Below are 13765 nucleotides of genomic sequence, written 5' to 3' on the forward strand. Positions count from 1 at the left end.
CCTGTCAATCACAAACGATCATAAATTTTCATATTGCGATGCAGCATAATCGATTATGATCGTTTTCGATTGACAAGCGCACTTTTGATGCGCGATACCGTGAGCGAAAGGGCCCGCTGATCGCGGCGCCTCACGAGCCTATATGGGAGGATGATATGGCGGCGAACGTCCGGCTTCTGGATAACCGGTGGGATGATGCTTATGCGGCAGGCCTTGATGAGCCCGGCAAGCTGCTCTATCGCTCCAACCTCCTCGGCGCCGACAAGCGCATCACCAATTACGGCGGCGGCAACACCTCGGCGAAGGTGATGGAAACCGACCCGCTGACCGGCGGCAAGGCGAAGGTTCTCTGGGTCAAGGGCTCGGGCGGCGACGTCGGCACGATCAAGCTCGACGGTTTCGCCACCCTCTACCAGGACAAGCTGGAATCGCTGAAAGGCATCTACAAGGGTGTCGAAGACGAAGACCGCATGGTCGGTTTCCTGCCGCACTGCACCTTCAACCTGAATGGCCGCGCCGCCTCGATCGACACGCCGCTGCACGGTTTCGTGCCTTTCACCCATGTCGACCACATGCATCCCGATGCGATCATCGCGATTGCCGCCTCGAAGAATTCCAGAGAATTGACGCAGCAGATCTTCGGTGACGAGATCGGCTGGCTGCCATGGCGTCGCCCGGGCTTCCAGCTCGGCCTCGACCTTGGCGCTTTCGTCGCCGCCAACCCGAATTCCAAGGGTGTCGTGCTCGAAAGCCACGGCCTGTTCACCTGGGCTGATGATGCCAAGGCCTGCTACGAGCTGACCCTCGATATCATCAACAAGGCTATCGTCTGGTTTGCCGAAAAGACCGAGGGCAAGACGATTTTCGGCGGTGCCGTCGCCCAGACCCTGGCCGTCTCCGAGCGCCGCGCCATCGCCGCCCGGCTGATGCCGGAAATCCGCGGTCGCATCGGCAAGCAGGAGCGCAAGCTCGGACATTTCGACGATCAGGACGCCGTGCTGGAATTCGTCAATTCCCGGGACCTGCGCCCGCTCGGCGCGCTTGGCACCAGTTGCCCGGACCATTTCCTTCGCACCAAGATCCGCCCGCTGATCGTCGATTTCGACCCTGAAAAGCCGGATGTCGAAGCGATCGTGGCCGGCCTCGACCAGGCGCTGGAGGATTACCGCGCCGACTACGCCCGCTATTATAACGACTGCAAGCATGACAATTCGCCCGCCATGCGCGACGCCAATCCGGTCATCTTCCTCGTTCCCGGCGTCGGCATGCTGTCCTTTGCCCGCGACAAGGCGACGGCCCGCATTGCCAGCGAGTTCTACGTCAACGCCATCAACGTCATGCGCGGTGCCTCGACGGTCTCGGAATATCAGGGCCTGCCGGAACAGGAAGCCTTCGATATCGAATACTGGCTGCTCGAAGAGGCCAAGCTGCAGCGCATGCCGAAGCCGAAGAGCCTTGCCGGCCGGGTGGCCTTCGTCACCGGTGGCGCCGGCGGCATCGGCCGGGCGACGGCCGCACGTCTCGTCGGCGAAGGCGCTTGCGTCGTGCTTGCCGATATCGACCAGGCGGCGCTCGAGGGCACCGAAGCCGATTTCGTCAAGAAGTTTGGCGCCGATGCGGTGCGCAGCGTTCGCCTCGACGTCACCAAGGAAGATGCGGTGATCGCCTCCTTCACGGAAGCCTGTGTCGAATTCGGCGGCATCGATATTCTCGTCTCGAATGCCGGCATTGCCTCGTCTGCGCCGATCGAAGCCACCGAGCTTGCGACGTGGAACCGCAATATCGATATTCTCGCGACCGGCTATTTCCTGGTTTCGCGCGAAGCCTTCCGCCTGTTCCGCCGTCAGGCGCTCGGCGGCAACATCGTTTTCGTCGCCTCGAAAAACGGCCTTGCCGCCTCGCCGAATGCGTCTGCCTATTGCGCCGCAAAGGCTGCCGAAATCCATCTCGCCCGTTGCCTGGCGCTGGAGGGTGCGGATGCCGGCATCCGCGTCAACACCGTCAACCCGGATGCGGTGCTGCGTGGTTCGAAGATCTGGAGCGGCGAATGGCGCGAACAGCGCGCCGCCTCCTCCAAGATCGAGGTTGACGATCTCGAGGAACATTACCGCAAGCGTTCGATGCTGAAACTGAACGTGTTTCCGGAGGATATCGCCGAGGCGATCTACTTCCTGGCCTCGGACCTTTCGGCGAAATCGACCGGCAACATTATCAACGTCGATGCCGGCAACGTACAGAGTTTTACGCGGTAAGGCTTGGTCTCTTCTCCCCAGCGGGGAGAAGATGCCGGCAGGCAGATGAGGGGGACGCTGAGCGAAGCGTTGCGTGTTCTGAGCGGGAAGCGAAGAACTATGGGCGTCATGCCGTGTCGCCCCTTATCCGACCCTTCGGGCCACCTTCTCCCCGCTGGGGAGAAGGGGAGCAATTACAAATGTGGGAGGTAGAAATGGCCGAGTTCAGGATCGCGCAGGATCTGGTCGCAACTGATAACGACAAGCGGGCAACCGCACTGAAAGCCGATTACGAGGCGCTGGGTGCGAACCTCGACCGCCGCGGCATCGATATCGAAGCGGTTACCCGCAGGGTGGCGGAATTCTTCGTCGCCGTTCCCTCTTGGGGTGTCGGCACCGGCGGCACGCGCTTTGCCCGCTTTCCCGGCACCGGCGAGCCGCGCGGCATCTTCGACAAGCTCGACGATTGCGCCGTCATCAACCAGCTGACGCAGGCGACTCCGAACGTCTCGCTGCATATTCCCTGGGACAAGGCGGATGTGAGCGAATTGAAGGCCAGGGGCAATGCGCTCGGCCTCGGCTTCGATGCGATGAATTCGAACACCTTTTCCGATGCGCCGGGCCAGGCCCATTCCTACAAATATGGTTCGCTCAGCCATACCGATGCGGCAACGCGGGCGCAGGCGGTCGAGCACAATCTCGAATGCATCGAGATCGGACAGGCGCTTGGCTCCAAGGCACTGACGGTCTGGATCGGCGACGGCTCGAACTTCCCCGGCCAGAGCAATTTCACCAAGGCTTTCGAACGTTACCTCGCCTCGATGGCTGACATTTACAAAGCGCTGCCCGACGATTGGAAGCTGTTCTCCGAGCACAAGATGTATGAGCCGGCCTTCTATTCGACGATCGTCCAGGATTGGGGCACCAATTACCTTATCGCCCAGACGCTCGGCCCGAAGGCCCATTGCCTCGTCGATCTCGGCCACCATGCACCGAACACCAATATCGAGATGATCGTCGCCCGGCTGATCCAGTTCGGCAAGCTCGGCGGCTTCCACTTTAACGATTCCAAATATGGCGATGACGATCTCGATGCCGGCGCGATCGATCCCTACCGGCTGTTCCTCGTCTTCAATGAGCTGGTCGATGCCGAGCAGCGTGGCGTCAACGACTTCAACCCGGCTCATATGATCGATCAGTCACACAATGTCACCGACCCGATCGAGAGCCTGATCAACAGCGCCAACGAAATCCGCCGCGCCTATGCGCAGGCGCTGATCGTCGACCGCAAGGCGCTGTCTGCCTACCAGGACGACAATGATGCGTTGATGGCGTCGGAAACCTTGAAGCGCGCCTATCGCGCCGATGTCGAGCCGATCCTCGCCGAAGCCCGGCGCCGGGCCGGCGGCGCGATCGAACCGATCGCCGCCTATCGCGCCAGCGGCTACCGCAAGAAGGTGGCTGCCGAGCGCCCGGCCTCCGCTGCCGGCGGCGGCGGCGGCATCATCTGAGCTTCTAAACTGAATAGATTTGCCGGCAGCGTGGGGTGACGCGCTGCCGGCAATTGCTGTTTACGGCTTCCAGGCGCCGGCGATCTGGCGGGTGGCGATGTTCAGCCGGTTCCAGACATTGATATTGGCGATGGCGATGACGAGTGCCGCAAGGCTCCTTCCGTCATAATGCCGGGTCGCCTCGTCCCAGATATCGTCAGGCACCGGGTCGGCGCGGTCGCTGACGCGGGTCACCGCCTCGGTCAGCGAAAGGGCTGCGCGTTCGGCGTCGCTGAAATAGGGCGAGTCGCGCCAGGCGCTGACGGCAAAGAGCCTTTCATCCGTCTCGCCAAGTTTCTTTGCGATGCGAGGATGACCGTCGACGCAGACGCTGCAGCCGTTGATCTGGCTGGCGCGCAGATTGACGAGTTCAAGCAGCCTCAGTGAAAGGCCGGTCTCGGTCGGCACTTTGCTGAGGGCAGCGAGCGCCTGCATGGCCTCGGGCAGGACGAGGGCGGGATTTCCCATTCTCTCTTGCATAACCGGTTTTTCCTGCATGGTATGTCTCCTTGATGCGGTTTACTTTTCGACGATCCGCCGGCGCTGTCACATCGGCCGGGTTTCATTCGTCATGGCCTTGACGGAACGCAGCGGAGGAATGTGACAAATGGGCGAGAAAAACTGGCTGGCCGACGAATTCGAAGCGAACAGGGCGCATCTGAAGGCCGCTGCCTATCGCATGCTTGGCTCGCGCAGCGAGGCGGAAGACGCCGTCCAGGAGGCCTGGCTGCGGCTCAGCCGTACGGATACTACCGATGTCGGTAATCTCGGCGGCTGGCTGACGACGGTGGTGGCGCGAATCTGCCTCGACATGCTGCGCACGCGCAAGACCCGCCGCGAGGAACCGCTGGAGATGCCGGTCCATGCCGCGATCGCCGATCCGGCAAACGATCCGGAGCGCGATGCAGCCCTTGCCGAATCGGTCGGCGTGGCGTTGCTCGTCGTGCTGCAGACGCTGGCGCCCGCCGAACGTGTCGCCTTCGTGCTGCACGACATGTTCGATCTGCCCTTCGACGAGATCGCGCCGATCATCGGCCGCTCGTCTGCCGCTGCCCGTCAGCTTGCAAGCCGCGCCCGCCGCCGGGTGCAAGGGGCAGACGAAGCGCCGGATGTTGATTTCGGCCGCAAGCGGACGATCGCGGAGGCTTTCTTGACGGCATCGCGCAATGGCGATCTTGAGGCCTTGCTTGCCGTGCTTGCCCCCGATGTCGTCTTCCGGCCGGATGCGACGGCGGCCCGATTCGGCAGCATTGGCGAAATGCGCGGCGCAGCTGGGGTAGCCGAAGCCTTCAAGGGTCGGGCGCAGGCGGCAGAGATTGCCGTTGTCGACGGCGAGCTCGGATTTGTCGTGCAGATCGCCGGCCAGCTCCGCGTCGTCGTGGCGCTGACGATCGCCGACGGCAGGATCACCGCGATCGACGCCATTGCCGATCCGGATCACCTCCAACGGCTTGACTACTCGATCCTTCGGGATTGAAAGTAAACGCTGATTTACCGGATCTTCGCGACTGGCGCGCTTTGGAACGAGCGCGCCATCGACGTTTCCTCAGCGGCGGATCCCGCGTCATTGTCCTTGACAGCGGCGTCCTCAGTCTTATTCTATTATAAAGATTTATATAGCATAACTATGGAATTCAACAATATGACCATGTCCGGCGACCAGCCTCAGAAGCCGCTTCTCCTCACCAATGTCAAACCAGTGGCTTTCGGGGCGGGCACAGCCGAGGGGGCGATCGACATTCTCGTCAATGCCGATGGCAGGATCGCCAAAATCGGTCCGTCGCTCGCGGTCTCTGAGGATGTGACGCGTATCGACGGCAAGGGCGCCTTCGTCTCGCCGGGCTGGGTCGACCTTCACGTGCATATCTGGCACGGCGGCACCGACATTTCCATCCGCCCCTCCGAATGCGGCGTCGAGCGCGGCGTCACGACGCTGGTCGACGCCGGTTCGGCCGGCGAGGCGAACTTCCATGGTTTCCGCGAATACATCATCGAGGCCGCGCGTGAGCGCATCAAAGCCTTCCTGAACCTCGGCTCGATCGGCCTCGTCGCCTGCAACCGCGTCGCCGAACTCAGGGATATAAGAGATATCGATCTCGACCGCATCCTCGAAGTCTATGCCGAAAACAGCGAGCACATCGTCGGCATCAAGGTGCGCGCGAGCCATGTCATCACCGGCTCCTGGGGCGTCACCCCCGTCAAGCTCGGCAAGAAGATCGCCAAGATCCTGAAAGTGCCGATGATGGTGCATGTCGGCGAGCCGCCGGCGCTCTATGACGAAGTGCTGGAGATTCTCGGCCCCGGCGACGTCGTCACCCATTGCTTCAACGGCAAGGCCGGCTCGAGCATTATGGAGGACGAGGATCTCTTCAATCTCGCCGAGCGCTGCGCCTCCGAGGGTATCCGCCTCGACATCGGCCATGGCGGCGCCTCCTTCTCCTTCAAGGTGGCGGAAGCGGCGATCGCGCGCGGGCTTCTGCCGTTTTCGATCTCGACCGACCTGCACGGCCATTCGATGAATTTCCCGGTCTGGGACCTGGCGACGACGATGTCGAAGCTGCTCAGCGTCGGCATGCCCTTCGACAAGGTGGTGGAGGCCGTCACCCACGCGCCGGCATCGGTCATCAAGCTGTCGATGGAAAACCGGCTTTCGGTTGGCGCGCAGGCCGAATTCACCATATTCGACCTCGTCGATTCCGACCTTGAGGCGACGGATTCCAACGGCGATGTCTCCGTCCTCAACAAGCTGTTCGAGCCGCGGTATGCGGTGATTGGCGCCGATGCCTTTACCGCCAGCCGCTATGTGCCGCGGGCACGCAAGCTCGTGCGCCACAGCCACGGTTACTCCTACCGGTAGGATCCGCCGATGAGCGAAGCGCTCAGCGGTTGCGCCAGCCCATCAGCTTTTCGATCCGCTCCGCCGAACTGCGCACATGCGTGGTATAGTGATTTTCGTCGGAAAAGGCCTTCTGTTCCGGCAGCACGATGGAAATGGTGGCGACGCATTGGCCGTCGCGGTCGCAGATCGGCGAGGCGATGCAGGCAACCGCATAATCCGATTCTCCCGCCTGGATCGACAGGCGCGCCTCGAAGGCCTTGCCGGCGGCTTCCGACAGGGTGCTCGGATCGATCTCGGCGCGGCCGGTCGGTGACGAGCGGGCGCAGCGCTTGAATAGCTCGATGCGCTCCTCCTCCGGCAGGTGGCCGGTGAGCAGGCGGCCAGACGCCGTCCAGTTCAGCGGCACGCGGGTACCGACGCGGGACGCCACCTGGAAATGGCTCGGGCCGTCGGCCATGGCAAGCACCAGCATATAGTCGCCGTCGCGGCCGCAGACCTGCACGGTTTCGCCGGCCTGGCGACAGAGATCGTGCATCTCGTGGGTGGCGATGCTCATGAAATCCAGCGAGCGGGCATAGGCGAGGCCGTAATGATAGAGCCGGGCGCCGAGCCAGATCGAGCCGTCCGCCTGGCGTGTCAGCATGTTCTTCTCGACCAGATCGTCGACGATGACGTAAACGGTCGACAGCGGCGCTTTCACCGCCTTGGCGATCGCATAGACGCCGGCAGGCGAGCCGGTCTCATAAAGATGATCGATTACTTGGAGCGCACGATCGATGCCGCTGACGCGGGCGCGCCGCGCACCCTTGCTGGCGACGTCGTCGGCATGGGCCTCGTCTTCGGTGTAAACTGCGGGTGATGTCTTTCCGTCCAATTCCATGCACCTCGTTAAAACTGCTATTCTGTTACATTACTATGGCATAGCGGTCGCTGTGGCAAATCGCAAAATTTTGTAGGTTGATCGTGTGGGCGGATGTCACAGCGGGGGGTCGTCTGGACCTCCGCCATAAACTTGGAACAACAAGCCGCAGCCTGAGTTTGATCCCGAACCAGGAGATCATCATGACGAATTATCCAACACCGCCTTTCCCATCCCAGAAGCAGCCGATGCCGGGTTTCACCGCACAGATGGACCCCGTTCCCGACCACGGCGAAAAAAGCTATCGCGGGTCCGAGCGGCTGAAGGGCAAGCGGGCGATCATCACCGGCGGCGATAGCGGTATCGGCCGGGCGGTGGCGATCGCCTATGCCCGGGAAGGCGCCGACCTTTTGATCTCCTATCTCGATGAGGACGAGGACGCCGACGAGACCAAACGGCTGGTCGAGCAGGCCGGGCGCAAGGCTTTGCTCGTCAGTGGCGACATTCAGGATCCCGCCCACTGCCGGCAGATCGTCGAAACGGCGGTTAAGGAGCTTGGTGGGATCGACATTCTGGTCAACAATGCGGCGCATCAGGCGAGCTTCAAGAGTATCGACGAGATCAGCGATGAGGAGTGGGAACTGACCTTCAGGGTCAATATCCATGCGATGTTCTACCTGACCAAGGCGGCCGTTCCCCATATGAAGCCCGGCAGTTCCATCATCAACACCGCGTCGATCAATTCGGACAGCCCGAACCCGACCCTGCTTGCATATGCGACGACCAAGGGCGCGATCCAGAATTTCACGGCCGGGCTCGCCCAGCTTCTGGCGGAGAAAGGCATTCGCGCCAATGCGGTGGCGCCGGGCCCAATCTGGACGCCGCTCATTCCGTCGACCCTGCCAGAGGAAAGCGTCAGCAGTTTCGGCAAGCAGGTGCCGATGAAACGGCCCGGCCAGCCGGCCGAACTGGCGACGACCTATGTGATGCTGGCCGATCCCTTGTCGAGTTATGTCTCCGGCGCGACAATCGCGGTCACCGGCGGCAAACCAATTCTCTAGGACGGAACCCCGATCCGCCATCTGCATCGCTTACGCTGCGGAATCATTGGCCGGGAGCGCCAGCCCGTCCGAGTTCGGTTCCACCTTCGGTAGGATTTGCGGATAAACTCTCCGGCCCGCAGGGTGCCCTGTCGCTCAAAAACTTGTCGAGGCAGGTTACCACGTCAGAGCAATGGTTCGAAATGCTGGAGGGGCAGAAGCTCTTATGGCGATACAACCGGGCTCGACCTGGTGCCGGCCGGCAAAGGCGTCAACAAGTGTATGGGTCCCGAAGACTGCGTGTTTTTCGTCTATTATCCGAATGGAATCGATTACATTCCGGCCGACACCCATTAGTCGGCCTGCTTCAATTCGCCCTCGCAATTGCCAACTCTGGCGCTTGGCGAGGGCTATTCAGTTTCAGCGTGGGGAAATCCGCTTCGGATCCGACTTTGTCACTTCATAGCTATGAACGACTGGTCTAGACGGTGCTGACTTGCCATCGTCCCTGCCAAACAATTCAGCCGTATGAGATCGTCAACATGAAAACCACCTCGATGACCACCGCTCCCGCCGATGCCGATGTACGGAAAGCGATTAAACCCGTCATCTGCTATCCGACAGACACGCTGCCACGCCCCGACTTATCTGCCTATCGGACGCTTCGTGATGCGTTGGAGCTCGTTGATCGAGTGACCGTCCCACCGCGCGATGCTGCAACGTGGGAGGTCCCCGCTGGTCATTTCTGCAGGATCATTTGTTCCGAGGGCGCGCAGGTTGGCGATCTGAACCTGTTCAACCTGAAGAACATTGGCGAGCGCTTTTACAGCGGCAAGACGCGCGCCCTGAATGGGACGCATGTGGGCGTTGGCGATCAGCTTTTTTCCAACTTCCCCTACCTCCGGCCGATCGCAACCATAACTCACGATACCCTCGATTGGTATGGTTTTGACGAATTCGGCGGGTCAGTCCACGACGTCATCGGTACACGTTGTGACCCTTACACCCACAACCTACTGAGCGACGGCGGGCAGTACCATTATTGCTGCCACTCCAACCTGACCCGCGCCTTAGCACAGAGAACTGGTCTTCCGATCAATGAAGCGGAACTGCATGTTCATGATGTTCTGAACGTCTTCATGTGCACCGGATTTTCGCGCGACACCGGACAGTACTTCATGAAGGCAAGCCCTGTGCGGCCGAATGATTACCTCGAATTCTTCGCCGAGATCGATCTTTTAGGCTGCATATCCGCATGCCCCGGAGGCGACTGCTCTACCGTCCATTCCTCTGACATGGCCGCCTGCTATCCCCTAATCGTTGAAGTCTTCAAACCAGCAGGCTATCCATTGAATTGGAAGACGCGCGCGTTGAATGGATATGACCGAAGCCACGGGCTTGATTGAGGGCCTCTCCTGTCGCGGCAGCGTGCCGAGCTCACTATTTCCTTGAAAGTGAACGTGGTACGGGCAGCGACGCTTTCGGTCCGTTGGTCGCGGCTCGGCGCCTTATTTGCCCCAGAAAGTGTCTTCTTGCTTGGGGTCGGAGGAGAACAGCCAAACGATCTTACAGTCCTGCACGCGGCAAAAGTTGGCTGTGGCGTCAAGTGCACCTATGTCTTGCCGTAGCCACCGCCGGTCGGTGTCGTGACGATCACGGCGTCGCCGGCGGCGAGCATTGCCTGGTCAGCGCCCTCCAGCCTTTCGACATTGCCGTCCGCGCGACGGATCTCGGTTTTTCCCAATTGCCCGTCTTCCCCGCCGAAGAGGCCGAACGGCCGGATCATGCGATGCGAGGAGAGAATGCTGCAATCCATCATCTCAAGGAAGCGGATGCTGCGCTCAGTTCCGCCGCCGGAGCTATACTTTCCCTTGCCGCCGGAGCCGCGGCGGATGTGGAAATCTTCGAGCACGACGGGAAAACGGAATTCCAGCACCTCAGGATCGGTCAGCCGTGAGTTGGTCATATGGGTGTGCACACCATCGGCGCCGCTGAAGCCGGTGCCGTCGTTGAGCAGACCGGCTGGTCCGCCGGCGCAGATCGTCTCGTAATATTGATAAACGGCGTTGCCGAAGGTCAGGTTGTTCATCGAGCCCTGCGCTGCCGCCAGCGTTCCGAGCGCCCCGAACAGCGCATTGGTCACATGCTGGCTGGTCTCGACATTGCCGGCGACGACGGCGGCCGGATAGGCCGGACGCAGCATCGAGCCATCGGGCACGATGATCCGGATCGGCCGCAGGCAGCCGGCATTCATCGGGATCGGCTGCTCGACCATGACCCGGAAGACATAAAGCACGGCGGCGCGCGTCACTGGTTCCGGCGCATTGAAATTGGTCGGCTGCTGCTCGCTCGTGCCGGTGAAATCGACCGTCGCCTCACGCGCTTTTCTGTCGACGGTGATCTTCACCTTGATGACGGCGCCCTGGTCGGTGGGATAGGTGAATTCGCTGTCGCTCAGACGGGCGATCACCCGGCGGACGCTCTCTTCGGCATTGTCCTGCACATGGCCCATATACGCCTCGACGACGTCGAGCCCGAAATGGGAGACCATCTTGCGCAATTCCTGCACGCCCTTTTCGTTGGCGGCGATCTGCGCCTTGACGTCGGCGACGTTCTGGGCCGGATTGCGGGCAGGGTAGGGATGGTCCTGCAGCATCGCTGCGAAGTCGCCCTCACGGAAACGGCCTTCGTCGACCAGCAGGAAATTGTCGATCAGCACGCCTTCCTCGTCGACCTTCGTCGCCCTCGGCGTCATCGAGCCCGGCGCCTTGCCGCCGATATCGGCATGATGACCGCGCGAGGCGACGTAGAAGAGGATGACTTCGCCCGGATCGTCGAAAACAGGCGTGACGACGGTGATGTCGGGCAGATGCGTGCCGCCATTGTAGGGAGCGTTGAGCGCGAAGACGTCGCCCGGGCGGATGCGGCCTTCATTGAGGCGGATGATCGTTTCGACCGACCGGTCCATCGAGCCGAGATGCACCGGCATATGCGGCGCATTGGCGACGAGCGCGCCGGTGCGGTCGAAGACGGCGCAGGAGAAATCGAGCCGCTCCTTGATGTTGACCGAATGAGCAGTGTTCTGCAGCGTCACCCCCATCTGCTCGGCGATCGCCATGAACAGATTGTTGAAGACTTCGAGCATGACCGGATCGGCGCTGGTGCCGATCGCCGCATTGCGCGACAGCGGGATCTCGCGGGTGAGCACGATATGGTCGTGGCCGGTAAGCCGTGCCTGCCAGCCGGCTTCGACAACGATCGTCTGATGCGGTTCGATGATGAGGGCGGGGCCCTTGAGGACGGCGCCCGGCTTCAGCCCGTCGCGCCTGAAAATGCCGGCTTCGCGCCATGTTCCGCCGGAATAGAAGCGGGTTGTGCGCAGGGCTTCCGGCTCGAAGGCTTCCGCCTGTATGTCCGCCTCCTCGATGTCGGCGCCGCCGCCAATGCCCTCGACCTCGATGGAATCGACGACAACAGGCCGGTCTTCGAAGATGAAGCCGAACTGCTTCTTATGGGCGGCGGCAAAGGCCTGCGCCATTTCCTCCTGCGGCCCGAAGGCGACGGGCAGGGCGGTGTCGGTGCCTTTGTATTGCAGGTGCAGCCGGGTGACGATCTCCATGTCGGCAGCCTCGACACCCTGCAGCGTCAACTCCTCGCGCACCTCCTCGGCCAACCCGGCCCGGACGTCGGCGATCGTCATCAACGCTGCGGCGAGTTCCGTCAGCACCGCGCGCTGGCGCGTGGCGCGGATATCGGCAAGACCCATGCCATAGGCCGAGAGAATGCCGGAGAAGGGGTGGATCAGCACGGTCTTCATGCCGAGGCTGTCGGCGACGAGGCAGGCATGCTGGCCGCCGGCACCGCCGAAGCAGGTGAGCGCATAGTCCGAAACGTCATAACCGCGCTGGACGGAGATCTTCTTGATGGCGTTGGCCATGTTCTCGACGGCGATGGCGAGAAAACCGTCGGCGACATCTTCCGCCGTCCGCCCGCCGCCGATCGTCTGCGCCATTTCGGCGAAGGCGGCGCGCACTGTCTCGGCATCGAGCGGCAGGTCCTGCAACGGGCCGAAGATTTCAGGGAAGAATTCCGGCAGCAGCTTGCCGGCCATGATGTTGGCATCGGTAACGGTGAGCGGGCCGCCGCGCCGATAGGATATCGGGCCGGGTGTCGCACCGGCCGATTCAGGGCCGACGCGGAAGCGCGAACCGTCATAGCTCAAGATCGAACCGCCGCCGGCAGCGACTGTATGGATCTTCATCATCGGCGCGCGCATCCGCACGCCGGCGACTTCGGTCTCGAAGGCGCGTTCCAGTTCACCGTCGTAATGCGAGACGTCGGTTGAGGTGCCGCCCATGTCGAAGCCGATCATCTTGATGAAACCGGCGATGCGCGAGACCTCGACCGCGCCCACCACCCCGCCGGCGGGGCCCGAGAGGATCGCGTCCTTTCCCTGGAAGAGATGCGCATCGGTCAGCCCGCCGGAGGACTGCATGAACATCAGCTTCGGACCTTCTCCCTCGACGGTGCCGAGTTCGGCGGCGACCTGATCGACATAGCGCCGAAGAACCGGTGACAGATAGGCGTCGACGACGGCAGTGTCGCCGCGGCCGACGAGCTTGATTAGCGGTGAAACCACGTGCGACGGCGAGATCTGCGTGAAGCCGATCGCGTGCGCGATGGCGGCGGCCTGCTGCTCATGCTGGGGGTAGCGGTAGGCATGCATGAAGACGATGGCAACGGCGCGCAGGCCGTTGGTATAGGCGGCTTCCAGTGCTTGCCGCAAGACATGTTCATCGAGGACGCGTTCCACCGTGCCGTCCGCCAGCACGCGCTCCTCGGCCTCGATAACGTCGGCATAGAGCAGTTCTGGTTTGACGATCTTCTTGGCGAAGATATCGGCGCGGGCCTGGTAGCCGATCTCCAGCGCATCGCGAAAGCCCTTCGTCGTCACCAGCAGGGTCGGATCGCCCTTGCGTTCCAAAAGCGCATTGGTGGCGACCGTCGTTCCCATTTTCACCGCACCGATAAGCTCGGAAGGGATTGGCTGGCCGGCTGTCACACCAAGCAGCTCACGGATCCCGTGCACCGCCGGGTCGCGATAGGCTTCCGGATTTTCCGAGAGCAGCTTGTGGGCGGTGAGCGAACCGTCGGGACGGCGCGCGACGATATCGGTGAAAGTGCCGCCGCGATCGACCCAGAAATCCCACTGTCTGCCCATCATCCGGCCTCCCATTGAACTGAAA

General features: G+C 61.9%; 9 protein-coding genes. 6 read left to right on the forward strand and 3 right to left on the reverse strand.

Annotated features, from left to right (window positions below):
- The first annotated feature begins 155 nt into the window (after positions 1-155).
- Complete coding sequence (locus tag HJB89_RS02440; RefSeq protein WP_221148841.1) at positions 156-2252, forward strand: bifunctional rhamnulose-1-phosphate aldolase/short-chain dehydrogenase; 2097 nt, start codon at positions 156-158, stop codon at positions 2250-2252.
- A gap of 194 nt (positions 2253-2446) precedes the next feature.
- Complete coding sequence (rhaI, locus tag HJB89_RS02445; RefSeq protein ID WP_207585612.1) at positions 2447-3742, forward strand: L-rhamnose catabolism isomerase; 1296 nt, start codon at positions 2447-2449, stop codon at positions 3740-3742.
- Positions 3743-3802: 60 nt separating this feature from the next.
- On the opposite strand, the gene HJB89_RS02450 is transcribed toward rhaI, so the two are convergent.
- Entirely contained in the window at positions 3803-4261 is a 459-nt protein-coding gene (locus HJB89_RS02450; RefSeq protein WP_207585613.1) for a carboxymuconolactone decarboxylase family protein, read from the reverse strand.
- Positions 4262-4388: 127 nt separating this feature from the next.
- On the opposite strand from HJB89_RS02450, the gene HJB89_RS02455 reads away from it, so the two are divergent.
- Together HJB89_RS02455 and HJB89_RS02460 are read left to right on the forward strand one after the other, a co-directional pair.
- A complete protein-coding gene (locus tag HJB89_RS02455) occupies positions 4389-5258 on the forward strand; it encodes a sigma-70 family RNA polymerase sigma factor (protein ID WP_221131891.1) in 870 nt (289 codons plus the stop codon).
- Positions 5259-5429: 171 nt separating this feature from the next.
- Positions 5430-6638 (forward strand): amidohydrolase/deacetylase family metallohydrolase, encoded by a 1209-nt coding sequence (locus HJB89_RS02460; protein WP_221149017.1) that lies wholly within the window; start codon positions 5430-5432, stop codon positions 6636-6638.
- Positions 6639-6660: 22 nt separating this feature from the next.
- Here HJB89_RS02460 and HJB89_RS02465 read toward each other — a convergent pair whose 3' ends face one another.
- Positions 6661-7500, reverse strand: coding sequence for an IclR family transcriptional regulator (locus tag HJB89_RS02465; RefSeq protein WP_207585615.1), 840 nt, complete (start codon positions 7498-7500; stop codon positions 6661-6663).
- A 182-nt stretch (positions 7501-7682) separates the two neighbouring features.
- Between HJB89_RS02465 and HJB89_RS02470 the strand changes: the two genes are divergently transcribed.
- Positions 7683-8540, forward strand: coding sequence for an SDR family oxidoreductase (locus HJB89_RS02470; protein WP_207585616.1), 858 nt, complete (start codon positions 7683-7685; stop codon positions 8538-8540).
- A gap of 521 nt (positions 8541-9061) precedes the next feature.
- Positions 9062-9925 (forward strand): DUF1989 domain-containing protein, encoded by an 864-nt coding sequence (locus tag HJB89_RS02475; RefSeq protein WP_207585617.1) that lies wholly within the window; start codon positions 9062-9064, stop codon positions 9923-9925.
- 206 nt (positions 9926-10131) lie between these two features.
- Here HJB89_RS02475 and HJB89_RS02480 read toward each other — a convergent pair whose 3' ends face one another.
- On the reverse strand, positions 10132-13740 hold the full coding sequence (locus tag HJB89_RS02480) for a hydantoinase B/oxoprolinase family protein (protein WP_207585628.1): 3609 nt from the start codon (positions 13738-13740) through the stop codon (positions 10132-10134).
- Positions 13741-13765 lie beyond the last annotated feature (25 nt).

Source organism: Rhizobium sp. NZLR8, assembly GCF_019685025.1.
Taxonomy (GTDB): domain Bacteria; phylum Pseudomonadota; class Alphaproteobacteria; order Rhizobiales; family Rhizobiaceae; genus Rhizobium.

What these genes read in the sequence shown, in the direction of transcription:
- HJB89_RS02440 (WP_221148841.1), top strand. Translation starts at nt 156, where the DNA reads ATGGCGGCGAACGTCCGGCTTCTGGATAACCGGTGGGATGATGCTTAT.
- rhaI (WP_207585612.1), top strand. Translation starts at nt 2,447, where the DNA reads ATGGCCGAGTTCAGGATCGCGCAGGATCTGGTCGCAACTGATAACGAC.
- HJB89_RS02450 (WP_207585613.1), bottom strand. Translation starts at nt 4,261, where the DNA reads ATGCAAGAGAGAATGGGAAATCCCGCCCTCGTCCTGCCCGAGGCCATG.
- HJB89_RS02455 (WP_221131891.1), top strand. Translation starts at nt 4,389, where the DNA reads ATGGGCGAGAAAAACTGGCTGGCCGACGAATTCGAAGCGAACAGGGCG.
- HJB89_RS02460 (WP_221149017.1), top strand. Translation starts at nt 5,430, where the DNA reads ATGTCCGGCGACCAGCCTCAGAAGCCGCTTCTCCTCACCAATGTCAAA.
- HJB89_RS02465 (WP_207585615.1), bottom strand. Translation starts at nt 7,500, where the DNA reads ATGGAATTGGACGGAAAGACATCACCCGCAGTTTACACCGAAGACGAG.
- HJB89_RS02470 (WP_207585616.1), top strand. Translation starts at nt 7,683, where the DNA reads ATGACGAATTATCCAACACCGCCTTTCCCATCCCAGAAGCAGCCGATG.
- HJB89_RS02475 (WP_207585617.1), top strand. Translation starts at nt 9,062, where the DNA reads ATGAAAACCACCTCGATGACCACCGCTCCCGCCGATGCCGATGTACGG.
- HJB89_RS02480 (WP_207585628.1), bottom strand. Translation starts at nt 13,740, where the DNA reads ATGGGCAGACAGTGGGATTTCTGGGTCGATCGCGGCGGCACTTTCACC.